General features: G+C 71.1%; 26 protein-coding genes. 22 read left to right on the top strand and 4 right to left on the bottom strand.

The features are described 5' to 3' along the window. Positions 1–35: 35 nt before the first annotated feature. A complete protein-coding gene (locus FL311_RS14920; protein ID WP_141325816.1) occupies positions 36–833 on the top strand; it encodes a phytanoyl-CoA dioxygenase family protein in 798 nt (265 codons plus the stop codon). Positions 834–1,050: 217 nt separating this feature from the next. Here the strand turns inward: FL311_RS14920 and FL311_RS14925 are convergent, their stop codons facing one another. Then, positions 1,051–1,746 (bottom strand): sigma-70 family RNA polymerase sigma factor, encoded by a 696-nt coding sequence (locus FL311_RS14925; RefSeq protein ID WP_141325817.1) that lies wholly within the window; start codon positions 1,744–1,746, stop codon positions 1,051–1,053. Between the two features lie 38 nt (positions 1,747–1,784). Here FL311_RS14925 and FL311_RS14930 point away from each other — a divergent pair, with 38 nt between their 5' ends. Together FL311_RS14930 and FL311_RS14935 are read left to right on the top strand one after the other, a co-directional pair. Beyond that, positions 1,785–4,709, top strand: coding sequence for a tetratricopeptide repeat protein (locus FL311_RS14930; RefSeq protein WP_141325818.1), 2,925 nt, complete (start codon positions 1,785–1,787; stop codon positions 4,707–4,709). After that, entirely contained in the window at positions 4,693–5,262 is a 570-nt protein-coding gene (locus tag FL311_RS14935) for a GNAT family N-acetyltransferase (protein ID WP_141325819.1), read from the top strand. The genes FL311_RS14930 and FL311_RS14935 overlap by 17 nt, the downstream gene beginning before the upstream one ends. Before the next feature lie 6 nt (positions 5,263–5,268). Here FL311_RS14935 and FL311_RS14940 read toward each other — a convergent pair whose 3' ends face one another. Further along, positions 5,269–5,613, bottom strand: coding sequence for a hypothetical protein (locus FL311_RS14940; protein ID WP_141325820.1), 345 nt, complete (start codon positions 5,611–5,613; stop codon positions 5,269–5,271). 714 nt (positions 5,614–6,327) lie between these two features. Between FL311_RS14940 and FL311_RS14945 the strand changes: the two genes are divergently transcribed. The 19 genes from FL311_RS14945 to FL311_RS15035 are packed head-to-tail and all read left to right on the top strand — an operon-like array spanning position 6,328 to position 22,957. Then, positions 6,328–7,059: a beta-ketoacyl synthase chain length factor gene (locus tag FL311_RS14945; protein ID WP_141325821.1), complete on the top strand. Its 732-nt coding sequence runs from the start codon at positions 6,328–6,330 to the stop codon at positions 7,057–7,059. Continuing rightward, positions 7,052–7,831, top strand: a complete 780-nt coding sequence (locus tag FL311_RS14950; RefSeq protein WP_141325822.1) for a 1-acyl-sn-glycerol-3-phosphate acyltransferase — start codon at positions 7,052–7,054, stop codon at positions 7,829–7,831. Before FL311_RS14945 ends, FL311_RS14950 begins: the two co-directional genes overlap by 8 nt. Then, positions 7,818–8,078: a phosphopantetheine-binding protein gene (locus FL311_RS14955; protein ID WP_046713101.1), complete on the top strand. Its 261-nt coding sequence runs from the start codon at positions 7,818–7,820 to the stop codon at positions 8,076–8,078. The genes FL311_RS14950 and FL311_RS14955 overlap by 14 nt, the downstream gene beginning before the upstream one ends. Before the next feature lie 29 nt (positions 8,079–8,107). After that, complete coding sequence (locus FL311_RS14960; RefSeq protein ID WP_223750172.1) at positions 8,108–8,374, top strand: acyl carrier protein; 267 nt, start codon at positions 8,108–8,110, stop codon at positions 8,372–8,374. Continuing rightward, positions 8,371–8,922 (top strand): hypothetical protein, encoded by a 552-nt coding sequence (locus FL311_RS14965; RefSeq protein ID WP_228556881.1) that lies wholly within the window; start codon positions 8,371–8,373, stop codon positions 8,920–8,922. Before FL311_RS14960 ends, FL311_RS14965 begins: the two co-directional genes overlap by 4 nt. Next, positions 8,915–10,609, top strand: a complete 1,695-nt coding sequence (locus FL311_RS14970) for an AMP-binding protein (RefSeq protein ID WP_141325823.1) — start codon at positions 8,915–8,917, stop codon at positions 10,607–10,609. Before FL311_RS14965 ends, FL311_RS14970 begins: the two co-directional genes overlap by 8 nt. After that, positions 10,606–11,343 carry a glycosyltransferase family 2 protein gene (locus tag FL311_RS14975; protein ID WP_141325824.1) on the top strand — a complete coding sequence of 246 codons (738 nt, stop codon included), beginning with the start codon at positions 10,606–10,608 and terminating at the stop codon, positions 11,341–11,343. Before FL311_RS14970 ends, FL311_RS14975 begins: the two co-directional genes overlap by 4 nt. Next, positions 11,340–12,284, top strand: a complete 945-nt coding sequence (locus tag FL311_RS14980; protein WP_141325825.1) for an acyltransferase — start codon at positions 11,340–11,342, stop codon at positions 12,282–12,284. Before FL311_RS14975 ends, FL311_RS14980 begins: the two co-directional genes overlap by 4 nt. Beyond that, positions 12,259–13,815, top strand: a complete 1,557-nt coding sequence (gene hutH, locus FL311_RS14985) for a histidine ammonia-lyase (RefSeq protein WP_141325826.1) — start codon at positions 12,259–12,261, stop codon at positions 13,813–13,815. The genes FL311_RS14980 and hutH overlap by 26 nt, the downstream gene beginning before the upstream one ends. Then, entirely contained in the window at positions 13,805–14,224 is a 420-nt protein-coding gene (locus tag FL311_RS14990) for a thioesterase family protein (RefSeq protein ID WP_141325827.1), read from the top strand. The genes hutH and FL311_RS14990 overlap by 11 nt, the downstream gene beginning before the upstream one ends. Continuing rightward, the gene (locus FL311_RS14995; RefSeq protein ID WP_141325828.1) at positions 14,221–14,829 is read left to right on the top strand and encodes an outer membrane lipoprotein carrier protein LolA; all 609 of its coding nucleotides are present in this window, start codon (positions 14,221–14,223) and stop codon (positions 14,827–14,829) included. The genes FL311_RS14990 and FL311_RS14995 overlap by 4 nt, the downstream gene beginning before the upstream one ends. Further along, a complete protein-coding gene (locus tag FL311_RS15000) occupies positions 14,819–17,116 on the top strand; it encodes an MMPL family transporter (protein ID WP_141325829.1) in 2,298 nt (765 codons plus the stop codon). The genes FL311_RS14995 and FL311_RS15000 overlap by 11 nt, the downstream gene beginning before the upstream one ends. Further along, complete coding sequence (locus tag FL311_RS15005) at positions 17,113–18,342, top strand: NAD(P)/FAD-dependent oxidoreductase (protein ID WP_141325830.1); 1,230 nt, start codon at positions 17,113–17,115, stop codon at positions 18,340–18,342. Before FL311_RS15000 ends, FL311_RS15005 begins: the two co-directional genes overlap by 4 nt. Next, complete coding sequence (locus tag FL311_RS15010; RefSeq protein ID WP_141325831.1) at positions 18,330–18,896, top strand: DUF3261 domain-containing protein; 567 nt, start codon at positions 18,330–18,332, stop codon at positions 18,894–18,896. Before FL311_RS15005 ends, FL311_RS15010 begins: the two co-directional genes overlap by 13 nt. A gap of 4 nt (positions 18,897–18,900) precedes the next feature. Continuing rightward, on the top strand, positions 18,901–20,079 hold the full coding sequence (locus tag FL311_RS15015; RefSeq protein WP_141325832.1) for a beta-ketoacyl-ACP synthase: 1,179 nt from the start codon (positions 18,901–18,903) through the stop codon (positions 20,077–20,079). Next, positions 20,079–20,543 carry a 3-hydroxylacyl-ACP dehydratase gene (locus FL311_RS15020; protein ID WP_141325833.1) on the top strand — a complete coding sequence of 155 codons (465 nt, stop codon included), beginning with the start codon at positions 20,079–20,081 and terminating at the stop codon, positions 20,541–20,543. The genes FL311_RS15015 and FL311_RS15020 overlap by 1 nt, the downstream gene beginning before the upstream one ends. Next, entirely contained in the window at positions 20,536–21,267 is a 732-nt protein-coding gene (gene fabG / locus FL311_RS15025) for a 3-oxoacyl-ACP reductase FabG (protein WP_141325834.1), read from the top strand. The genes FL311_RS15020 and fabG overlap by 8 nt, the downstream gene beginning before the upstream one ends. Beyond that, positions 21,264–22,502, top strand: a complete 1,239-nt coding sequence (locus tag FL311_RS15030; RefSeq protein ID WP_141325835.1) for a beta-ketoacyl-ACP synthase — start codon at positions 21,264–21,266, stop codon at positions 22,500–22,502. Before fabG ends, FL311_RS15030 begins: the two co-directional genes overlap by 4 nt. 11 nt (positions 22,503–22,513) lie before the next feature. Beyond that, a complete protein-coding gene (locus FL311_RS15035) occupies positions 22,514–22,957 on the top strand; it encodes an excinuclease ATPase subunit (protein ID WP_141325836.1) in 444 nt (147 codons plus the stop codon). 111 nt (positions 22,958–23,068) lie between these two features. Here the strand turns inward: FL311_RS15035 and FL311_RS15040 are convergent, their stop codons facing one another. After that, positions 23,069–23,251 (bottom strand): hypothetical protein, encoded by a 183-nt coding sequence (locus FL311_RS15040; protein ID WP_153882685.1) that lies wholly within the window; start codon positions 23,249–23,251, stop codon positions 23,069–23,071. A 346-nt stretch (positions 23,252–23,597) separates the two neighbouring features. Next, entirely contained in the window at positions 23,598–24,410 is an 813-nt protein-coding gene (locus FL311_RS15045; RefSeq protein WP_141325838.1) for a DUF429 domain-containing protein, read from the bottom strand. Positions 24,411–24,412 lie beyond the last annotated feature (2 nt).

Consider the following 24,412-nt stretch of genomic DNA (forward strand, 5'->3'; position numbering starts at 1 on the left):
GTAAGGATCAGCGCGACCCTCCGTCCCCGCGCCCCATGCCCCCTGAATCCTCCCCGGTCCTGAGTGCGTCCCAGGTACAACAGTTCATCGAGCAGGGCTTCGTCCGGCTCGATGACGCCTTCCCGAAGGAGGTCGCCGCCGAGGCGCGCGCCCTCCTCTGGAAGGACACCGGCTGTTCACCCGACGACCCTTCGAGCTGGACCCGCCCCGTGGTCCGGCTCGGCGAGTACACGCAGGACGTCTTCCGCGCGGCCGCGAACACACCGAGGCTGAAGGCGGCGTACGACCAGCTCGTCGGCGTCGAGCGATGGTGGCCGAGGATGAGCCTGGGCTCCTTCCCGGTCCGCTTCCCCAGCGCCGAGAACCCCGGTGACGACGGCTGGCACGTCGACGTCAGCTTCCCTCCGCCGGGTGGCACCGACTCCTTCTTCGAGTGGCGCAGCAACATCTCCACCCAGGGGCGCGCGCTCCTGATGCTCTTCCTGTTCTCCGACGTCGGAGAGAGCGACGCTCCCACGCGACTCCGTGTCGGCTCGCATCACGACGTCGCGCGGATGCTGGCCCCCATGGGCGATGCGGGCCTTTCGTTCATGGAGCTGGCGCAGCGGATGGAGCAGACGGCGTCACGACCGGAGGCGCTGGCCACGGGCGACGCGGGGACCGTCTACCTCTGCCATCCGTTCATCGCCCACGCCGCGCAGCCGCACCGGGGCACCCGCCCCCGCTTCATGGCGCAGCCTCCCCTCTTCCCTCGCAAGCCCTTCGACCTGGAGAAGGACGACTGCCCCCTGGTGGTCGCCATCCGACAGGCGCTCGCGACGACGAAGGCCTGAGCGCACGCTCGAACAAGGAGCGTGGAGAGGCCCCCCGCGGACCTTCTCCACGCTCCCCTCGAATTCCCGACCAGGAGCGGTCAGCCGTCCCCGGGTCCGCGCAGGGGGTGTGGGGAAGCAAGCGCGGTATCGGGGCACATCACCCTCTCGACACGCCCCGGCGCGAAGTGGCGCATTCGCGCCTCACTTTTCCCCAAGAATCCGGGCGCGCCAGCGCTCAAGACGGCGTCGCGTCGCGCATCACCGAGCGGATGCTCAGGTCCAGCTGACTCTGGAGCACCCGCAGCAAACTGGTGAGCCCCTCGGAGTTCTCGCCCAGCCGGGCCGCGAGCCGCTCGCGCACGTCCTGCCGCAGCCGCTCGCGGAACTGCGCCAGCCACCGCTTCACCGTGGAGCGGTCCACCTGGTACGCGCGGGCAATCTGCGCCGTGCCCATGCCCTCCACCAGGTGCAGCCGCAGCAGCGTCCGCCCCCGAGGCTCCAGCGCGCCGAGCGCCTCCTGGAAAGCCACCGTGAAGTCCTCGCGGTAGCGCTCCTGGATGAAGCGCCGGTCCATGTCCACGTCTTGAACGCTCGTCTCCGCGAGTTTGGAGTCATCCAGGTCGAGCGAAATCTTCCGCTCCCGCATCAGGTTGAGCGCGGTGCGCAGGGCGGCCACGCGGAGCCACGCCAGCAACGAGCCCTGCCCCTCGTAGTCGGCGATGCGCGGCGCGCGCTCTCCGCTGGGAAGGAAGAGCTTCACGCGCAGCAACTGGAGCGCCTCATCCGCCACCGTGACTTCCAGCCCCCGGTGCAGCAGCGCCTTGCGGAGCGACGGGATGAAGCGCGACTCGAACTCGGTCAGGGCGCTGGCGTCCTGCCGCGCGCAGGCGCGCGCGAAGGCCAGGTCCTCTTCATGCTCGGAGCCACTCATCGTCTTGACCGCCCACGTCGGTTATCGTCACCACGGTCATGGAATGCATCGAGACACGACGACTCTTCGCCTTCGCACTGGGTGAGCTGGACGTCGAAGCGACGCATGAGGTGGAGCAGCATCTTGATTCCTGCGCCTCCTGTCGAGCACTCCTGGCGGAGGCCGCGCGTTCGCGGGACGAGGAAGCAAGCCCTCCGTCCTCGACGCCCGCGACGCCCACCTCCGCGCGCTCGTGGATCGAGCGCGGGGCGCTGCTCGGGCGCTACGTGGTGCTCGAGCGCATCGGCTCCGGGGGCATGGGCGTCGTCCACGCGGCGTATGACCCGGAGCTGGACCGGCGCGTCGCGCTCAAGCTGATCCGCATCGACTCCAGCAGCTCCGCCCACCTCGAGCGCGCCCAGGCGCGGCTGTTGCGCGAGGCCCAGGCCACCGCCCGCGTCATCCACCCGAACGTCATCACCATCCACGACGTGGGCCGCTTCGGTGAGCACGTCTTCCTGGCCATGGAGCTGGTGGACGGCACCACGCTGCGCGCGCACATCCGCGCGAGCAAGGGCCCCAAGGACTGGCGCGAGACGCTGGGCCTGTACATCCAGGCCGGGCGCGGGCTCGCGGCGGCGCACGCGCAGGGGCTGGTGCACCGGGACTTCAAGCCCGACAACGCGCTCGTCGGCAAGGACGGGCGCGTGCGCATCACCGACTTCGGGCTGGCGCGCATCGTCGAGGGCGTCGAGGACACGCCCACGCCCACCCCGAGCGGCCCGCCCACTCCGCTGCGCAGCGAGTGGCACACCCGCTCGGACATGGTGCTGGGAACGCCGGCCTACATGGCGCCCGAGCAGAAGCGCGGCGAGCCCTCCGACGCGCGCAGCGACCAGTACAGCTTCTGCGTCGCGCTGCACGAGGCCCTCTATGGCAAGCGCCCCTTCACCCCGGCCGAGCCCGCGAGCCCCGGCACGCAGATGCCTGTCCGCGTGCCGCCCGGACCTCGGCCACCACCGGGCTCGGATGTCCCGGTGTGGCTGCATCAGGTGTTGCTGAGAGGACTCGCCGCCTCGCCGGAGGCGCGCCACGAATCCATGGACGCGCTCCTGCGCGGGCTCAGCCATGCCCCCGGGACCCGGTGGCGCCGCGCCGCGCTCGCCACGGCCGCGGGGCTGGTGTTGCTCGTGGGAGGCGCCGTCCTGCACCGCACCACGTCCGCGTCGCCCTGCGCCAGCAACGAGCAGGCCCTCGTCGGCGTCTGGGATGAGGCCCGCGGGGCCGCCGTGCGCGCGCGCTTCTCCCAGAGCCCCCTGCCCTACGCCGCGGGCGCGTGGAGCGAGGTGGAGCGCACGTTGAACGGCCATGCACGGGCCTGGCTCACCGCGAGCCACGAGGCGTGTGTCGCCACGCGCGTGAAGGGACAGCAGACGGAGCGGCTGCTCGAGCGGCAGGTCATCTGCCTGGACCAGCGGCTCAAGGACCTGGGCGCCGTGGTGGACACGCTCGCGGCCGCGGACGCGCAGGTCATCCAGAACGCGACGCGCGTGGTGCACTCGCTGGAGAGCGTGTCCGTCTGCGCCAACCTGGCCGCGCTGGCCGCGCCCGAGCCGCCGCCCACCGACGAGGCCAGCCAGAAGCGCATGGAGGCCCTGCGCACCCGACGGGCCCAGGTGCGCGCGAAGCTCAACGCGGGCCAGGTCGCGCCCGCGCTCCTGATGGCGAACGAGGTGGCGGCCGAGGCCCACGCCATCGGCTACGGGCCGCTCGAGGCGGAGGTGCTGGACCTGCTCGCCGAGACGCAGGGGAAGAACCTCGCGTACCGCGACGCCATCAAGACCCTGCACCAGGCCATCCAGGTGGCCACCGCCAGTCGCCATGACCGACAGGCCGCCGAGTCCTGGGCGGGCATGCTCCGCCTGCTCAGCCTGGTGGGGCCCGAGGTGGACCCGGACGGCGCCGTGCCCGGACACGCGGAGGCGGCGCTGCGCAGGCTGGGCGGCGACGCGCGCATCGAGGCGATGTACTTCCGCAACCTCGCCAGCCTCCACCGCAGGCGCGGGCGACGCGAGGAGGCGCTGGCGGCGAGCCAGCGCGCGGTGGAGCTGGCGCGCAAGCTCTACACCTCGAACGAGCCGGAGCTCGGCACGGCGCTGTTGACCATGGGCCACGCGCTCCACGAGTTCGACCGCCACGCGGAGGGGCTTCGCTTCCTCACCGAGGCGGAGGCCATCTACCGGGAGAAGTACGGCCCCGAGCATCCGTACCTCGCCACCGTGCTCAGCAACCTCGCCGTCTTCAACGTGCGGCTCGGCGACATCGAGGCCGCGCTGCGATACGGACGGGAGGCGCTGGCCATCAACCAGCGCGTCTACGGCGAGGAGAGCGAGGCGGTGGCCAGCGCGTACCACAACCTGGCGGGGTTCCTGATGGAGCAGGGGCGCCCGGAGGAGAGCCTCCAGCACTACATCAAGGCGGCGCGCATCCACGAGAAGGTGCAGGGTCCCGACGCCAGCGACGTGGGCGCGTCCCTCTCACGCCTGGGCCTGGTGCTGGCCTCGCTGGGGCGACACGAGGAGGCGCTGAAGCACCACCAGCGCGCGGTGACCATCCGCGAGAAGCGCCACGGTCCCCAGGATGCCCGGGTGGGGATGGAATTGATGCACGTCGCGGATGACCACCTGGGCCTGGGGGAGCCGCGCAAGGCCATCCCCCTGCTGGAGCGGGCCCTCGGCCTGCTCGAACAGCCCTCCGCCGAGCGCTACGCCGATGAGCTGGCCAGCGCCCGCTACTCGATGGCCCGAGCGCTCGAGGCCGAGCCCGGCCAGCGCCAGCGCGCCCTCACGCTGGCGAACGCCGCGCAGCGCTACAACCAGGCCCACCTGCCCGCCCGTACCCAGCAGTTCAAGGACGTCGAGCGCTGGCTCGTGCGACACACCGCGCCTCGTCTATCCTCCCAGCACCATGGCAAGCCCCTATGAGGTGACGGCGGTGCGCGGCCCGTCGGAGCTCCCGGCAATCCTGGAGCTGCAGCGCAGGAACCTGAAGCAGGTGCTCGAGGATGACGAGATGCGCTCGCAAGGCTTCGTCACCGTGGAGCACGACGTGACGGCCCTGGAGCGGATGCACGCGCTGGCGCCCAGCATCGTCGCGCACCACGGCGACGAGCTGGTGGCGTACGCGCTGACGATGCCCCGCGAGTGCCGGGCGCTGATGCCCCTGCTCGTGCCCATGTTCGACCTGCTCGACACGCTGGAGTACCGGGGGCGCGCGCTGCGAGAGCAGCGCTTCTACGTCATGGGGCAGGTCTGCGTGGACAAGGCCCACCGGGGCAAGGGGCTCTTCGACCAGCTCTACGCGAAGCACCGGGAGCTCTACCACGGCCGCTTCGACCTGCTCGTCACCGAGGTGTCGGCGCGCAACACGCGCTCGCTGCGCGCCCACGAGCGCGTGGGCTTCAGGACGCTGCACACCTATCGCGACGCCACGGACGAGTGGGCCGTCGTGGCGTGGGACTGGAGCGAGGCGCCCTGACGCCGGCTACCACCACGCGGAGCAGCGCCCCGTGCTCGTGTTGCACAGCCGCAGCAGGAAGCGCTGGACGCCCGAGTACTCGCCGCTCCAGGCCGCGTTGAAGACGTAGCCGTCCGCGTAGAACTGGAGCCGGGTGCCGCTGGCGTGGCTGCTGGTGGACCACGTGCCCCGATAGACGCCACCACCCATCGCCGTCCACGTCTTGCAGACCTTGGCCCGGCGGTTCCCGGGCGCCGTCAGCGTGGTGCAGGCCCGCGCCAGCTCCGCGGCGGCGTCGGGAGGCGCCTCGGGGACGGGTTGTGAGCCGGCGACACCCGCCGCGGCGAGGATGCCTGCGAGGACCTGGAACATGGTGTGACGCTCCTGCCCGGGGGCCGTGCGGCCCACAGCGGGCTGTCGAGGGAGCGGCCAAGCTGCCTCCGGTCATGCATCGCGGCAACGAGCCCCGAAGGGACGGCCACGCTCCGACGCGTGACACCTGACTGCGGGACAGTTGCGCATGCGGGGCGCGCGGGGACCGCCTCCGTCGCCCGGGAGGAGCGGACCGCCGCCGTATGTCATTGCCCCGCGTGTCATCCCGGCCCGGCGCACGCTTCGCGCCAACGCGCTCCGCCCGGTTTCTTCGAAAGCGCGGGGCCCGCGACGTCCATTCCTCCCTGGCGGAAATCACGGGGTCCGGCCGCTTGCGCAGTCCCTCGGAGATCCGGGTCGTCATCACACCATGGGAAGCCACGAGGTCTCTCCTACCCTCTACCACCCAGGGTCTGGAGGCGGCGCACGGGGCGTCACCATTCCGGACGGCACGCTCGCGCGCTCGTGGCCCAGGGCCCTCGACGCGGAATCGACCCGTGGGCGGGCGGCGGCCACCTCCCCACCGGCCATGCGAGCGCGACGTCCACCCCACCCCTCTCGGCCCGGTGCGGGCGCGGCGTAGCATGAGCGAGTGAATGCGCGGGTGCCTTGTCTCGTCCTCGGAGGCAACGCCCCATCGGAGCCAATTGTCTCGTATATGATGCTTTGGTAGAGGACCGCCGCAGGCAGCACCCGCCTTTCTTCCCCGCCATCATGGTTTTTTCCGTCCACCACTGGGCCGCGTGGGCTCCTGGGCTTTTCGGGCAAGACGCCTGGAGGTCCTGGCTCTCCAAGCCCCATCCACTCCCGTCCGAGGGGACGCCTCCCCTGACGGAGATGCCGCCGATGATGCGCCGTCGGGTGGACAGGCTGGGCCGCATCGCGCTCCAGGCGGCGTACACGTGCCAGGCGGACGCCCCCGCGTGTCCCCTGGTGTTCGCGTCCCGGTATGGGGACATGGGCCGCTCGGTGGACCTGCTGGAGCAGCTCGCGAAGTCCACCCCGCTGTCGCCCACGTCCTTCAGCCTGTCGGTGCACAACGCCATCGGCGGGCTGTACTCCATCGCCCGGGGGGATTTGACGGCGCAGAGCGCGGTGGCCGCGGGCGCGGAGACGGTGGAGGCCGCCTTCGTGGAGGCGTGCGGGCTGCTCGGCGAGGGCGCTCCGGAGGTCGTCGTCATCATCTACGACGAGCCCCGCCCCGCGCCCTTCCAGCACTTCCCGGAGCAGACGTCCCTGGCGCACGCCTGGGCCTGCAGCGTGAGGCCCGCGGGCGACGGCCCCCGCTTCCGGCTGTCCTGCGGCGCCGCGGAGGGTGTCCCTCCCGCGCCAACTCCGGAGGGGATTCCGGAGGAGCTGTCCGTGCTGCGCTTCCTCGTCCTGGACGACGCGCGCCTGGAGCGGGTCGTGGGCTCGCGCCTGTGGCGGTGGGAACGCGATGTCTGAGCGCCTCAACTACTACTGGCGCGTGTTCGCCACGGGCTTCTGCTTCGCCACCTTCGGGCTGGGCGGGCTGGCCCTGCGCATCTTCTTCTTCCCGCTGCTGTCGCTGCTGGTGCGCGACCGGCCCCGGCGCACGCGGCTGGCCCGGCTGGCGGTGCACCACTCGTTCCGCTTCTTCATCGAGCTGATGCGCGTGGTGGGCGTGCTCGCCTACCGCATCGAGGGCGTGGAGAAGCTCGCGCGCCCCGGCCTGCTCATCCTGGCCAACCACCCCACGCTCATCGACGTGGTGTTCCTCATCTCGCTGGTGCCCAACGCGGACTGCGTGGTGAAGGCGAGCCTGGCCAACAACCCCTTCACCCGGGGGCCCGTGGAGGCCACCGGCTACCTGTGCAACGACTCCGGCCCGGAGCTGGTCAAGGCGTGCATCGCGTCCGTGAAGGCGGGCAACAACCTCATCATCTTCCCCGAGGGCACCCGCACGCCGGTGACGGGGCCCATGAAGCTGCAGCGCGGCGCGGCCAACATCGCGGTGCGCGGGCCCTGTGACATCACCCCCGTCACCATCCGCTGCCAGCCGCTGAGCCTCACCAAGGGCCTGCCCTGGTGGCGCGTGCCCCCCTCGAAGATGAACTTCACCATCGTGGTCCAGGACGACCTCCACGTCGCGTCCATGGTCGACGAAGCGCACGGAGAGGCGCTCGCGGCCCGCCATCTCACCGAGAGATTGCACGACTACTTCTCCACGGAGACACAACGTCATGCAGGTGCTTGAGCAGGAGATAAAGAAGCTGGTCATCGAGACCTTGAATCTCGAGGACGTCAAACCCGAGGACATCGACCCGGGTGCGCCGCTGTTCGTCGAGGGCCTGGGGCTGGACTCCATCGATGCCCTGGAGCTCGGCCTGGCGCTGCAGAAGACCTATGGCGTCGCCCTGGCGAGCGACTCCCAGGAGAACCGTCGTCACTTCGCCAGCGTGCGCGCCCTCGCGACCTTCGTGAGCGCCCACCGCAAGTCCTGAGCATCCACCATTCCTTCGAGGGGGCCCTTATGCACCACATGACCAAGAACCAGCTCTTCGAGAACCTGCGCACGCTCCTGCAGGACACCTTCGACATCGACCCGGCGCGAATCACCCCCGAGGCCCGCCTCCGGGACGACCTGGACATCGACAGCATCGACGCGGTGGACCTGCTGGTGAAGCTCAAGCCCGTGACGGGCAAGCGCATCTCGCCGGAGGTCTTCAAGTCGGTCCGCACCATCCAGGACGTCGTCGACGCGCTGCACAGCCTGCTCGACGAATCCGTGGCGGCGTGAAGCACCTGCGTCCAGCGCTGCTCGGCGTGCTGAGCCTCGCGTACCCGCTCATCATGTACAGCGGGCTGGGCCGGTTCGAGCCTCGCTGGATGGCGATTCCGCTGGGGGTCATGGCCGTCCTGCGCGCCGTGGCCACGAAGGAGCGCGTGTGGCTCGTCACCGCCGCGCTCGCGCTCGTGCTCGCGGGCACCAGCATGCTGGGCAACCACGCCCTGCCGCTGAAGCTCTATCCGGTGCTCGTGAACTCGATGCTGCTCGCCGTCTTCGCCACCAGCCTGGTGTATCCGCCCACCGTCATCGAGCGGCTGGCGCGGCTGCGCGAGCCCCAGCTCCCGGCCTCGGGCGTGGCCTACACGCGGCGGGTGACGCAGGTGTGGTGCGGCTTCTTCGTCGTCAACGGCGGCATCGCGCTCGCCACGGCCCTGTGGGCGAGCGACGCCACGTGGGCGCTGTACAACGGGCTCATCTCCTACGGCTTGATGGGGCTGCTCTTCGCCGGCGAGTGGCTGGTGCGCCGACGCGTGAGGGCGGGCCACGTCCATGGCTGAGAGCGTCGCCCTCGAGGAGCTCCTCACCCACGGCCGCCCCTCCGACTTCCCGGTGGCGCTGCGGGACGGGCACGTGCTGGGGTTCGCGGCCTTCCAGGCCCGGGCCGCCGGCTGGCGCGCGGCCTTCGAGCGGCGCGAGGGTCGGCGCCTGGCGCTGTACTTCGAGGACACGTACGAGTTCGCCGCCGCGCTCCTGGGCGCCTGGCACGCGGGGAAGTGTGTCTACCTGCCGTCCGACCTCCAGCCCGCCACGCTGGAGCGGCTCGCGCGCGAGGTGGAGGGCTTCGCCGGACAGGTCCCCGCCTCGCTCTCCCCGCTCGTGCCCGAGGAGGCCCGGCGCTCCGACTGGAGGCCGCTGTCCTCGGGGGCGCGCTCGCTGGTGGTCTACACCTCCGGCTCCAGCGGCGAGCCCGCGGCCATGGACAAGCACCTGGGCCAGCTCACGCGCGAGGTCCACACGCTGGGCCGCCTGTTCGACGCGCGCGTCGGCGACGCCCGCGTGCTCGCCACGGTCTCGCACCAGCACATCTACGGGCTCTTGTTCCGGGTGCTCTGGCCGCTGACGGCGGGCCGGCCCTTCCTCGCGCGGAGCCTGCCGTATCCGGAGGAGCTGCTCGCGGAGCTGACGAAGGGCCCCTCCGTGCTCGTGGCCAGCCCCGCCCACCTCAAGCGGCTGCCCGGGACGCTGGCGTGGGAGAGCGCTCGCGGGAACCTTCGCGCGGTGTACTCGTCCGGAGGGCCGCTTCCCACCGAGGCGCTGCACGCGTGCCGGACGCTCCTGGGTCAGGCGCCGGTGGAGGTCTACGGCAGCTCGGAGACGGGCGGCATCGCGTGGCGACAGCGCTCGCGCGAGGACGACGCGGGATGGACGCTGATGCCGGGCCTGGAGGTCCGCCTGGAGGACGACGCGCTCGCGGTCCGCTCCCCGCACCTGCCGGAGGACAGCTGGTTCCGGACCGAGGACCGGGCGCGGCTGCTGCCAGAGGGCTTCGAGCTGCTCGGGCGCAAGGACCGCCTCCTGAAGCTGGAGGAGAAGCGCGTGTCGCTGAGCGCCATGGAGCGAACGCTCGTGGCGGGCGGGCTCCTCACCGAGGCGCGCGTGGTGCCGCTGCAAGAGGGCCTGCGGGTGACGCTCGCGGTGGTGGCGGTGCCCACGGCCGCTGGCGGCAGGCTCCTCACGGGACAGGGCAAGCGCTCGCTGAACCAGGCCCTGCGGGAACAGCTGGCCCATGGCTTCGAGCCTGCTGTCCTTCCGCGTCGATTCCGGTATCTGGAGGCGATGCCAGTCAACAGCCAGGGCAAATCCACCGAGGCGGCGCTCACCGCCCTCTTCGACTCCCGCAGGCCGCCCCTGCGCGTGCTCGAGCAGGGGCCGGAGAAGGCCGTGCTGAGCCTGGAGACGCCGGCGAGCCTGCCCCAGTTCAAGGGCCACTTCCCCCAGAAGGCCATCCTGCCCGGCGTGGCGCAGATTGAATGGGCCATCCAGTTCGCCCGCGAGCTGTTCACGCTGCCGCCCCACTTCCTGCGCATGGAGGTGGTGAAGTTCCAGCAGCTCATCGTCCCCGAGACGCAGGTGACGCTGGAGCTGACGTGGAGCGCGGCCAAGGGCAGCCTCCACTTCAAGTACACCTCCGAGGCCGGCACCCACGGGAGCGGCCGCATCCTGTTCACCGAGGTCCACGGATGAAGGTCTGCGCGGTGATTCCCGTCTACAACCACGGCGAGGCCGTGGGCGCGGTGGTGCACGCCGTGCGCGCGCATGGGCTGCCGTGCGTGCTGGTGGACGACGGCAGCGAGCCGGGCTGCGCGCGGGTGCTGGACTCGCTCGCGGCAAGCGACGCGTCCGGTGTCTCCGTGGTGCGCCTGCCCCAGAACGAGGGCAAGGGCGGCGCGATGATGGCGGGCCTCAAGGCGGCCCAGGCCGCGGGCTACAGCCACGCGCTGCAGATCGACGCCGACGGTCAGCACGACACCGGCGACATCCCGCGCTTCCTGGAGCTGGCGAAGGGCGCGCCCGACAAGCTCGTCTGCGGCACGCCCGTGTACGATGAGTCGGTGCCCAAGGGCCGGCTGTACGGCCGCTACGCCACGCACATCTGGGTGTGGATCAACACGCTGTCGCTGGCCATCCGCGACTCGATGTGCGGCTTCCGCGTCTATCCGCTGGCGCCCACCGTGGCGCTCATCGACCAGGTGCGCATCGGCAAGCGGATGGACTTCGACGTGGAGGTGCTGGTGCGGCTGTACTGGCGGGGGATGGGCATCCTCAACCAGCCCACCCGCGTGCGCTACCCCACCGACGGCATCTCCCACTTCGACGTGCTCTGGGACAACGTGCGCATCTCCGGCATGCACGCGAAGCTGTTCTTCGGGATGCTGGCGCGGCTGCCGCTGCTCCTCTGGAGGAAGGTCTCCTCATGAGGGCGCGGCACTGGGCGGAGATGGGAGAGAGCACGTTCGTGCTCGGCATCTGGCTCCTGTACTGGGTCCACCGGCTCCTGGGCCGCTGGCCGTTCCGCCTGTGCCTGTACCCCGTCGTGTTCGTCCACTGGCTGTCGCGCCCCGTGGTCCGCGACGCGTCGCTGCAGTACCTCACGCGCGTCCAGGCGGCCACGGGCGCCATCGGCCACACGCCGGGCCGGAAGGACAGCCTCAAGCACCTGGTGACCTTCGCGGAGACGATGCTCGACAAGCTGCTCGCCGTCAGCGGCCGCTACCGCTTCGAGCAGGTCCGCACCGAGGGGCGCGAGCAGTTCTACGAGGTGGTGAAGCAGGGCAAGGGCGGCATCATCGTCACCGCGCACATGGGCTGCCTGGAGCTGTGCCGAGCCATGGCGGAGAAGCGCGGCGAGGTGAAGCTCCACATCCTGGTGCACACCCGCCACGCCGAGCAGTTCAACCGGCTGCTCAAGCGGCTCAACCCCGACAGCATGTTCCAGCTGGTGGAGGTCACCGACATGGGGCCGGGCACCGCCGTCGCGCTGGAGAAGTACGTGGCGGCGGGCGAGTTCGTGGTGATTGCCGGGGACCGCGTGCCGGTGAACGCCAGCCAGACGGTGGACGTGGAGTTCCTGGGGCACCCGGCCGCCTTCCCCGTGGGGCCGTACGTGCTGGCCTCGCTGTTCAAGTGCCCGCTGTACCTCCTGGGCTGCATCCACGAGAACGGCGGCTACACCATCCACTTCGAGTGCCTGGCGGAGAAGGTCGAGCTGCCCAGAGGCAAGCGCGTGCCCGCGCTGACGGAGCACGCCAGGCGTTATGCCGGACAGGTGACGGCGCTCTTGAAGCGCTCACCGTTCGATTGGTTCAACTTCTTTCCCTTCTGGGATCAGGCGAATGTCTCCGCCAGGAATCAAGAGTGAGCGCGCGGTCCGGTTCGATGGGAGCCGGCTCGCCATTGAAGACGTGTCCGCGCTGTCGCGCCGCGAGCGCGAAGCCGAGCTGAGCACCGCCGCGGAGTTCCGGGGACGCATCACCCGGGGCGCGGAGTTCCTGGACCGGCTCTTGGCCGAGGACGGGCACATCTACGGGGTGACGACGGGGTACGGCGACTCGTGCACCGTCACCATCCCCCCGGAGCTGGTGGCCGAGCTGCCGCACCACCTCTACGCCTACCATGGCATCGGCGCGGGCCGCTTCCTCACGCCCGAGGAGACGCGCGCGGTGCTCGCGGCCCGGCTGGCGTCGCTGTCGCAGGGCGTGTCCGGCGTGGGCCTGGGGCTGCTCCACCAGTTGGAGCAGTTCCTGCGCCTGGACATCCTGCCGCTGATTCCGGCCGAGGGCTCGGTGGGCGCCAGCGGTGACCTGACGCCCCTGTCCTACGTGGCCGCCGCGCTGTGCGGCGAGCGCGAGGTCCTCCACCGGGGCGAGCGCCGTCCCGCGGCCGAGGTGCTGGCGAAGCACGGGCTCGTGCCCCTGCGGCTGCGCCCCAAGGAGGGGCTGGCCATCATGAACGGCACGGCGGTGATGACCGCCCTGGCCTGCCTCGCGTGGGAGCGCGCGGAGTACCTGAGCCGGCTGGCCACGCGGCTGACGGCCTTCAACGTGGTGGCGAGCGCCGGCAACGCGCACCACTTCGACGAGGCCCTGTTCGCCGTCAAGCCGCACGTGGGCCAGCAGCGCGTGGCCGCGAGGCTGCGGCTGGACCTGGCCACCGAGCGCCCCAGCCGCAACGAGCAGCGCCTGCAAGACCGCTACTCGCTGCGCTGCGCGCCCCACGTCATCGGCGTGCTCGAGGACGCCCTGCCCTTCTTCCGCGCGCAGATTGAGAACGAGCTCAACAGCGCCAACGACAACCCGCTCATCGACCCGGACAGCGAGCGGGTGCTGCACGGCGGGCACTTCTACGGCGGCCACATCGCCTTCGCCATGGACGGGCTGAAGAACGCGGTGGCCAACGTGGCGGACCTCTTGGACCGTCAGCTCGCGCTGCTGGTGGACACCCGCTACAACCACGGCCTGCCGTCCAACCTCTCCGGGGCGACGGGCCCGCGCGCGGCCATCAACCACGGCCTCAAGGCGGTGCAGATCAGCGTGTCCGCGTGGACGGCGGAGGCGCTCAAGCAGACGATGCCCGCGTCCGTCTTCTCCCGCTCCACCGAGTGCCACAACCAGGACAAGGTGAGCATGGGCACCATCGCCGCGCGCGACTGCCTGCGCGTCCTGGAGCTGTCCGAGCAGGTGGTGGCCGCCATGCTCATCGCGGCGCGTCAGGGAATCGCGCTGCGGCAACGCGTTGCTCAAGGTTTGAATCTCACGGCGTCTCTGGCGTCGATGCAGGCCGAGCTGGAGCAGCGAATCCCGTTGGTGGTGGAGGACCGCGCGTTGGACCGTGAGCTGCAAGTGCTGCTGGGGGCCATCCGCGCCCGTGAGTGGAGGCTCTATGAAGCCTGAGCTCAGCCACGAAATCGAGCTGACGCCGCCCTTCCATGACATCGACCTGATGGAGGTCGTCTGGCATGGCCACTACGTGAAGTACCTGGAGCTGGCGCGGTGCGCGCTCCTGGCGAAGTTCGACTACGACTACCCGCAGATGCTGGCGTCCGGCTACGCGTGGCCCGTGGTGGACATGCGGCTGAAGTACGTGCGCTCGGCGACGTATGGGAAGGCGCTCAGGATTCGCGCCGAAATCACCGAGTGGGAGAACCGGCTGCGCATCGACTACGTGCTGCGCGACGCGGCCACGGGCCAGAAGGTGAACCAGGCCCACACCATCCAGGTCGCCGTGTCCATCGCCACCAAGGAGATGCTGTACGTCTGTCCGCCGGTGCTCTGGCAGCGGCTGGGGGTGAAGCCCGAATGAAGCGCGTGCTCCTGCTCGTGGCGCTGCTCTGGGGAGCGGCGGCGAGCGCCCGTGACGTCGTGTCCCAGGTCCGCGAGCGGCTCGTGGATGTGCCGCTGCTGCGCGGCGACTTCGAGCAGAAGAAGACGGTCTCCGGCTTCAAGAAGCCGCTGGTGTCGCGTGGGGTCTTCCTCCTGTCGCGCGAGCAGGGCGTGCTGTGGGACACGAAGACGCCGTTCGCCTCCACGCTCACGCTGACGCGCAAGTCGCTGAGCGCCGAGCAGGGCACGGGCGCGGCGGCGTACCACCTGGACGCGAGCAAGGAGCCGGGGCTCGCCGCGGTGAACGAGGTGATGTTCGCGCTCCTGTCCGGCGACGTGAAGGCGCTCTCCAGGCGCTTCAAGGTCGAGGGCGAGCTGGTGGGCGCGGAGGGCTGGAAGCTGACGCTCACGCCCACGGACACGGGCCTGCAGCGCGTGTTCCGGAGCATCCACCTGGAGGGCGACCAGTACGTGCGGCGCGTGCAACTGGAGGAGGCGCGCGGCGACTCGAGCGTCATCCTCTTCGACAAGCTGAGCCAGACGCCTCCTCCCAGCGACGCGGAAGCCGGACGCCTTGCGAAATAAGTGGGCCATCCTGTGGCTGCTCGTGGTGCTCGTCGTGGGCGCGCACCAGGTCCGGTTCTGGCGCTCGGCGCGCCTGGACACGGATGTGTTGGCGCTGCTGCCCGAGGACGAGCAGGCCCCCGAGGTCGGCGCCGCCACGCGCAAGCTCGCCGACCAGGCCGGCCGTGAGCTGGTGATGCTGGTGGGCGCGGCGGACTGGGACTCGGCCCAGCGCGCGGCGGACGTGGTCAAGGCGGAGCTGTCGCGCGACGACTCGCCGCTGAAGGCCTCCGCGCTGGACGCGTCCTCGCTGGAGACGGCGCTGGAGCTGTACCGGCCCTATCGCGACAGGCTGCTCACCTCCTCGCAGCGCGAGTGGCTGGCGAAGGCGAGCCCGGAGGAGCTGGGCGGCACCGCCCTGATGAAGCTGTACCAGCCCGCGGGGCCCAAGCTGACGGACTGGGAGGCGGACCCGCTGGGCCTGTGGCCCGACTGGTGGGCGGCGCGCGCGTCGGAGAGCACCGCACGTCCCCGGGACGGGCGACTGTGGTTGTCGGGCGAGGGGCGGGAGTGGGTGCTGCTCGCGTGGCACAGCCAGGTGTCCGCCTTCGCGCTGGGCGACGAGGGGAACATCACCTCCGCGGTGGCGCGGGCGCGCGCGGCCATGGAGGCCCAGGTGCCCGGCAGCCGCATGGTGTCCGCGGGCGTGCCGCTGTACGCGGAGGCCGCCGCGTCCCAGGCCAGCTCGGAGATGTCCACCATCGGCATCGGCTCGCTGGCGGCGGTGCTGCTGCTCGTCTGGCTCACCTTCCGCTCGGTGCGGCCCATCGTCCTGGTCGGCCTGTCGCTGGTGCTCGGGTGCGCCGTGGCGCTGAGCGTCACGGCCCTGGTCTTCGAGCGGGTGCACCTGCTCACCCTGGTGTTCGGCTCCAGCCTGGTGGGCGTGGCGGAGGACTACGGCTTCCACTACTTCGCCGCGCGCCAGGGCAGGCCGCCCTCGGAGCGCTGGCCGCTGATGCGCGGCCTCCTGCCCGGCATGGTGCTGGCGCTCGCCACCAGCGTGGTGGCGTACCTGGCGCTCGGCATCGCGCCCTTCCCTGGCCTGCGGCAGATGGCGCTCTTCTCCGCCACGGGCCTGGTCGCCGCGTTCCTCACCGTCGCGTGCTGGTTCCCCCTGCTGGACACGGGGGAGCTGCCGGTGACGTCCTTCGCCACCCGCTTCGGCGCGTCGCTGTCGCGCTGGCCGCGCTTCACCCACACGCCCGCGTGGTGGGTGGGCACGGCGGTGCTCGGCCTTTTCGTCGTCGGCGGCCTGTGGCGGCTGGGTACGCGCGATGACGTGCGCCAGCTCCAGAATGCGCCCGCGCACCTCATCTCCGACCAGCGTGAATTGGGGCGCCTGCTCGGCCTGCCCAGCCCCGCCCAGTTCTTCCTGGTGGGCGGTGACGACGCGGAGCAGGTGCTGGAGCGGGAGGCCGCGCTCAAGGCGAAGCTGGACCCGCTCGTCATGCAGAAGGTGCTCTCGGGCTACCGCGCGGTGTCGGACTGGCTGCCCAGTCGTGTGCAGCAGCGCGCGGACGCGGAGCTGAGCGCGCGCGCGGAGGCGCAGGCGGTGGCCGCGGTGGCCGAGGCCACGGGTGAGGCCCCCACCCGCGCCCGCTTCGCCGACGACGTGCTCACCCCCGAGCGGCTGTTGGCCAGCCCCGCCTCGGCGGCCATCCGCCAGCAGTGGCTGGGCCAGCTGGGCGACGGCCACTTCAGCATCGTCATGCTGCGCGGGCTCAATGACCCGTCCGCGCTGCCGCGCGTGGCCGAGGCCGCGCAGGGGCTGGAGGGCGTGCGCTGGGTGGACAAGACGCGGGAGATCTCCAGCCTGCTGGAGCGCTACCGCCGGCTCATGGGCGGGCTCATCGTGCTGGGCTACGTCGCGGTGCTGCTGCTGCTCGTCGCGCGCTTCCGCCGACAGGCCTGGCGGGCGTGGGTGCCCACCGCGCTGGGGACACTGGTGACGCTGGCCTGCTTCGGCTGGGTCGGCGAGCCGCTCCAGCTCTTCACGGTGCTCGGCTTCATGCTCCTTTTGGGCATGGGCGTGGACTACGGCATCTTCATGCTGGAGCACCCCGGGGACAACTCCGCCTGGCTCGCGGTGGCGCTGGCGGGCGTGAGCACCCTGCTCTCCTTCGGACTCCTGGGACTCTCCGCCACGCCGGCGCTGCGCTCCTTCGGACTCACCATGTTGTTGGGCGAAGTCACCATCTGGGTGCTCACGCCCTGTTGCAGACTGCCATCAGGCAAGGACGTGTCGTGAAGATCGAAAAAACGGAAGTCGTCATCATCGGGGCGGGTCCGTCGGGTTCCGTGGCGGCGGGCATCCTGCGCAGACAAGGCCGTCAGGTGTTGATCCTGGAGCGCGAGGAGTTCCCCCGCTTCTCCATCGGAGAGAGCCTGTTGCCGCAGAGCATGCAGTACATCGAGGAAGCGGGGATGCTCCGCGACGTCGTGGAGGCGGGCTTCCAGTACAAGAACGGCGCGGCCTTCGTGCGCGGCGACAAGTACACGGACTTCGACTTCCGCGAGAAGTCCTCCCAGGGCTGGGGCACCACGTACCAGGTGCAGCGCGCGCACTTCGACCACGTGCTGGCGCTCGCCGCCGAGCGCATGGGCGCCACGCTGCGCTTCCGCCACACCGTGGAGTCCGTGGACGTCTCCGGCCCCACGCCGGAGCTGACGGCGCGCGGCCCCGACGGTGAGCCCTACCGCGTCCAGGCCCGCTTCCTGCTCGACGCCAGCGGCTTCGGCCGCGTGCTGCCCCGCCTCCTGTCGCTGGAGACGCCGTCCAACTTCCCGGTGCGCGGCGCGCTCTTCACGCACGTGGAGGACCGCGTCGCGCCGGGCACGTTCGACCGCAGCAAGATCCGCATCACCGTGCACCCCGAGCACGTGCACGTCTGGTACTGGACCATCCCCTTCTCCAACGGGCGCTGCTCGCTGGGCGTGGTGGCCAGGCGCGAGTACCTGGAGCAGTTCAAGGGCACGGAGACCGAGCGGCTCAAGGCCATCGTCGCCGAGGACCCGTCGCTGTCCGGCCTCTTGAAGGACGCCGTCTGGGACACGCCCGCGCGCGCCATCACCGGCTACGCGGCCAACGTGAAGTCGCTGTGGGGCAACGGCTTCGCGCTGCTCGGCAACGCGGGCGAGTTCCTGGACCCCGTCTTCTCCTCGGGCGTCACCATCGCCGTGAAGTCCGCGAGCCTGGCGGCGAAGTGCATCGCCCGGGAGTTCGCGGGTGAGAAGATCGACTGGGAGGCCGACTACGCGGTGCCGCTCAAGGGCGGCGTGGACACGTTCCGCACCTTCGTCGAGTCCTGGTACCAGGGCGGCTTCCAGGACGTCATCTTCCACCCCAACGCCTCGCCCGAGGTGCGCAAGATGATCTCCGCCATCCTCGCCGGCTACGCGTGGGACAAGGAGAACCCCTTCGTGGCCGACAGCAAGCGCCGGCTCGGCGTGCTCGAGAAGCTGTGCGCGGCCTGATCGCCACCCTCGCCCTGGTGGGGCTCGCCTCCTGCGTCACCCCGGCCCCGCGCCGGGGCGCGCCGGAGGTGGCCTTGCCCGCGCTCGCCCTGACACCGGCCTCGCTCGGCGCCAGCGTCAGCCTGACGCAGCGGCTGAGCTTCGCCCACGAGCTGGACCCGGGCGGCCCGCGCTCGCTGGAGGCCCTGCTGGAGGTCGACCCGGCGGCGCTGCGCCTGGCCGGCTTCGCGCTGGGCCAGCGGGTCTTCACCCTGGAATGGGACGGCGAGCGGCTGGAGGAGCAGCGGGACGCGCGGGTGCCCGAGCAGTTCCAGTCGCGGACGGTGCTGCGCGACATCCAGCTCGTCTACTGGCCCGCCCCGGTGGTGCGGGATGCGCTTCCTCCAGGATGGACGCTCGAGGACGCCCCGGGCCAGCGGGTCCTGCGGTATGGAGACAAGGAGTGGATGTCGGTGCGCTATGGTGGAGAGCCCCGCTGGAAGGGCCGCGCGGAGCTGGTCAACGCGGCGGAACACTACCGGCTGACCATCGACTCCCAACCCACGGAGGAGTGAGCCCGTGACGCCGCCCGTCTTCCTCAACCACCTCGGCGTGGTGTGCGCCCTGGGCCATGGCACCACCGAGGTGGCCCAGGCCCTCTTCGGCGCCCAGCCGGCGGGCGTGGCCCCCAGCCCCGACTTCGCCTCCCGCGTGCTGCACGTGGGGCGGGTCACCTCCCAGCTCGCGTCCACGGACGCGCTGCCGGTGCACCTGCGAAGCCGCAACAACGCGCTCCTGCTCACCGCGCTCGCCCAGGTGCGTCCCGCCGTGGACGAGGCCCTGCTGCGCCATGGGCCCGAGCGCGTGGCCGTGGTCCTGGGCACCAGCACCTCCGGCATCGGCGAGAGCGAGGCCGCCATCAAGGTCCGCGAGGCCACGGGCGAGCTGCCCGCGCACTTCGACGTGCGACAACAGGAATTGGGCTCGCCCGCGCTGGCGCTCAATCACGTGCTCGGGGTGAAGGGACCGTCGTTCGTCATCTCCACCGCGTGCTCGTCCAGCGCCAAGTCCCTGGCCACCGCGGCCCGGCTGCTGCGCTCGGGAATCGCCGACGCGGTCATCACCGGCGGCGCGGATGCGCTGTGCGCCTTCACGGTGGCGGGCTTCGCCTCGCTCGACTCGGTGAGCGAGGCCCGGTGCAACCCGATGAGCGTCCACCGCCGGGGCATCAACATCGGGGAAGGCGCGGCGCTGTTCCTGATGACGCGCGAGCCGGGGCCCGTGCGGCTCGCGGGCTGGGGCGAGTCCTCCGACGCTCACCACCTCTCCGCGCCCGAGCCCGGGGGACGGGGCGCCCTGGTCGCCATGCGGACGGCGATGGAGCGCGCGGGCGTGACGGCGGCCGACGTGGGCTATGTCAACCTCCACGGCACGGCGACGCCGCAGAACGACGCCATGGAGAGCCGCGCGGTGGCCTCGCTCCTGGGGCAGGCCGTGCCGTGCAGCTCCACCAAGCCGCTCACCGGGCACACGCTGGGGGCCGCGGGCGCGCTGGAGGCGGCCCTGTGCTGGCTGACGCTCACCGACGCCCACGGGCGGCTTCCGCCCCACTGGTGGGACGGCGTGGCGGACCCGGAGCTGCCCGCGCTGGCGCTGGTGAAGCCGGGGACGGCGCTAGGGCGCCCGCCGCGCTATGTCCTGAGCAACTCCTTCGCCTTCGGCGGCAGCAACGCCGCGCTTCTGTTGGGGACGGCCTGATGCGCACGCCCATTGCCTTCGACATCTCGGAGATTGTCCCCCACGCCGACCGCATGCGGCTGATAGACAGGGCGGTGGAAGGCGACGAGGAGGGCCTGGTGGCCGAGGTGACGCTGCGCGAGGACTGCCTCTTCCAGGAAGGGGGCGAGGTGGGCGGCTGGGTGGGCATCGAGTTCATGGCCCAGGCCATCGCCGCCTACGCCGGCTGGCGGCAGCGGCTGCAGGGTCAGCCCCAGCGGATGGGCTTCCTCCTGGGCACGCGCAAGTACGAGTGCAGCCGCCCGTCGTTCAAGGTGGGCGAGCACCTTCGCATCGAGGTCCGCCGACAATTCTGGACGGACGAGGGCATGAGCCAGTTCGACTGCACCCTGGGCGTGGGCGGGGAGACGGTGGCCACCGCGGCGCTGACGGTATTCCAGCCGCCGGCCTCGGTGGACCTGACGAAGGTGGGCAAGGATGAGTGAGAAGACGGTACTGGTGACGGGCTCCAGCCGGGGCATCGGCCGCGCCATCGCCCTGCGGCTGGCGCGCGACGGCTTCGACGTCGTGGTGCACTGCCGCGCCAAGGTGGAGGAGGCGGAGGCGGTGGCCGCGGGCGTGCGCGAGCTGGGCCGCGCGTCGCGGGTGCTGCGCTTCGACGTGGCCGACCGCGCCAGCACGGAGAAGGTGCTGCTCGCGGACATCGAGGCCCACGGCTGCTACTACGGCGTGGTGTGCAACGCGGGCATCGCCCGGGACAACGCCTTCCCCGCCATGCCCGCGGAGGACTGGGACGCGGTCATCCACACCAACCTGGACGCGTTCTACAACGTGCTCAACCCGCTGAGCATGCCGCTGGTGCGCAGGCGCAAGCCCGGGCGCATCGTCACGCTGTCCTCGGTGTCCGGCCTCATGGGCAACCGGGGCCAGGTGAACTACAGCGCGGCGAAGGCGGGCATCATCGGCGCCACGAAGGCGCTGGCGGTGGAGCTGGCCAGCCGTGGAATCACGGTGAATTGCGTGGCGCCGGGCCTCATCGACACGGAGATGGTGGAGCCGCACATCGTCGAGGAGGCGCTGAAGATGATTCCGGCGAAGCGGCTGGGCAGGCCCGAGGAGGTCGCCGCCGCGGTCAGCTTCCTGATGAGCGAGGACGCCGCGTACGTCACGCGGCAGGTCATCTCCGTGAATGGAGGGCTGCTGGGATGAAGCGGGTCGTCGTCACGGGCGTGGGCGCGCTGAGCCCCCTGGGTCATGACTGGCCGCAGGTGGAGGCCCGGCTCAGGTCGCTGCGCAATGCCGTGCAGGTCATCGAGGACTGGAAGCAGTACGAGGGGCTCAACACCCAGGTGGGCGCGCCCACCGCGCCGTTCGAGCTGCCACCGCAGACCTACTCGCGCAAGACGATGCGCGGCATGGGCCGGGTGGCGCTTTTGGCCACGCGTGCCAGTGAGCTGGCGCTCGTCGACGCGGGGCTGCTGGGCGACGCGCTGCTGTCCAGCGGGAGGATGGGCGTGTCGTACGGCTCGTCCACGGGCTCGCCGCCGAGCATCGGCGACTTCGGCCGGATGCTGATGAACAAGAGCACCGAGGGCATCACCGCCACGTCCTACGTGCGCTCCATGTCCCATACGGCCGCCGTCAACATCGGCGTCTTCTTCGGGCTCACCGGGCGCATCATCACCACGTCGAGCGCGTGCACGTCCGGCAGCCAGGGCATCGGCTACGCGTACGAGGCCATCAAGATGGGCCGGCAGGTGGCCATGCTCGCCGGAGGCGCCGAGGAGCTGGACGCCACCGGCGCCGCCGTGTTCGACACCCTGTTCGCCACCAGCACGAAGAGCAACGGCACCCCGGAGCTGACGCCCCGCCCCTTCCACGCCCAGCGCGACGGCCTGGTGCTCGGCGAGGGCGCGTGCACGCTGGTGCTGGAGGAGCTGGAGCACGCCCGGGCCCGGGGCGCGCGCATCTACGCGGAGCTCATCGGCTACGGGACCAACAGCGACGGGCGCCACATCACCCAGCCGCATTCGGAGACCATGGCCCTGGCGATGCGACTGGCCCTGGAGGACGCGGGCGTGGAGCCTGGCGCGGTGGCCTACGTCAACGCGCACGGCACCGCCACCGACACGGGCGACGTGGCGGAGAGCGTGGCCACGAACCAGGTCTTCGGCGAGCGGATGCCCATCTCGTCCCTCAAGAGCTACATGGGACACACGCTGGGCGCCTGCGGCGCGCTGGAGGCGTGGATGACGGTGGAGATGATGCGCTCGGAGTGGTTCGCCCCCACGCTCCATCTGGATGAAGCGTCGGTGGACCCCCGCTGCGCCCCGCTGGACTACGTGACGGGAAATGGCCGAAGGATCCAGGCCGACGTCGTCATGTCGAACAACTTCGCCTTCGGTGGCATCAACACCTCGTTGATCTTCCGCCGGTGGCAGTGACGGAGAACTCCATGAAGAAGGCAATGCTGCTGTCGCTGCTCGCGCTCACCGTCTCCACCCCAGCCCTGGCGCGCGACACCGTGGTCATGATTCCGCTCAAGGAAGTCCTGGCCATGCCCCAGGCCCAGGAGAAGCTGGACGGCACGGTGCGCTTCTACCTGGCCGGCGCCAAGACGCCCGACATCGTCAAGGAGATGGGCGAGGACGTCTCCAACAAGAAGACCAACGGCCTCAACAAGTCCGACGCGGAGGGCTGCAAGTGGGCCACCCTCTCCGCGCTCATCGCCCTGCAGGAGGGCGCCAAGAAGCGCGGCGCCAACGCCGTGGTCGGCATCGTCAGCTATTACAAGAAGAACGAGCTGCAGCACGCGACCGAGATCGAGTGCCACGCCGGCACCTTCGCCATCGGCGTCGCCCTCAAGGGCACGTACGCGAAGGTCGCGGGCAAGAAGTAGCGCCTTTCCACGGGGGGCCTCGCCCCCCCCCGGTGGCTTGGTTTGAGCCCCGTCCAAGTCGTAATTCGCGAGGAGCGGGAGGCCTGGACCAGGCCCCCGCGTCGTAACGCCCTACACGATGTTGCATCTGGCATTGGCTGGCGCCTTCCTGGTGCTCGCGCTGGTGCACCTGGCCACGTGGGGCGCGGTGCGCTCCCAGCGGGTGCAGCTGTCGCTGGCCACGAGCTTCCTGGGCTTCGCGGCGCTGAGCTTCTCCACCGGCGTGACGAGCCACGAGGCGGGGCGGCTGTTCATCGACACGCGGCTGCGGGTGCCCAGTCGCGCGCGCCCAGGGTGGCTCCGGTGGAGCTCGTCCCCACCCGGCTCGTGGCGCCAGTGGAGGCCGCGCCCACGGAGCTGCAGGCCACGCGCAAGCTGCGCGCTCCGAGCTGCTGCAGCCGAGCGGCTCGTGCCGGCATGGCGTCCACAGAAGCCAGGCCGCGAGCGGCACGCCAACCCTCGAGGTCCTCATCGCTCCGACATGGCACAGACCAGGGCCCCCTGGTGAGCTGCGGCGCGCGCGCTCCGAGCCGGAGCGCCCCTCGCGGCGTGGGGACCGAGGACCTCGTCGGTTGCGAGTGCCGCGCGTCTCCTCGGGGCGCTATGGGCCGGGGTGCTCCCGCACCGGGTAGATCCACCCCTCTCCCGAGCGCACCACGGAGGCGGGAGCCCCACTGAACCCCGAGGCCCAGGCCGACGCGGCCGACAGCACCGCGAGGAGCGAATCGAGCGCGTCGCCATCCGCGTCGGAGACCAGGGTGAGCTGGTCGCGGGTGGAGATGACCAGCCCGGTGGATGCACGAACGCATCGGAGGAGGTCGCGGCGGCGCTCGGCGAAGTCGCGGCCCTTGTAGGTCTTGGGCAATCCCAACCAGCGGACGACCTCGGCGGGGAGCACCTCCACGACCGCCGGCCCGGGGTGGATGCTCCACGGAGGAACGGCCCCGCGCCAGCCCGCGAGCGCACGCAGGCCCCAGTACGTCTGTCTGAACATGCGCAGGTTGGTGGGCGCGAACGGCGCCGAGCACGTCACGTCCGTGACGCGCTTCTTCTCCGGCCCCACCGCGTCCCTGAACGCTTCAGCCGAGGCATGCGCCTTCGCCACCGCGGCCCCCAACCGCGAGGGCCCCGTCACGGGGAGCCCCAGGCGCCGGAGCTGGCTCGCCTCCAGGCTGAAGCAGAAGTCGAGCCCGGCCACAGCGGCGCCGTGGGACGACAGCCAGGGCCCCAGCCCCTCCGCCACCACGAGCGCACCTCCGGAGGAGAATGGGCGCACGAGCGACACGAGCCTCGCCCGCCCCACCTCGAACTCCACGGTGGCGGCCCAGACCTTCCGGTGGGCGTGGACCGCGCCACTCCAGTCCACTCCCACCGCGCGCCCCTGCCGCGGGAGCCACATGCGGCGCGACGTCACGA

Source organism: Myxococcus sp. AB025B, from assembly GCF_006518215.1.
In the GTDB taxonomy this organism is placed as follows: Bacteria; Myxococcota; Myxococcia; order Myxococcales; family Myxococcaceae; genus Myxococcus; species Myxococcus fulvus.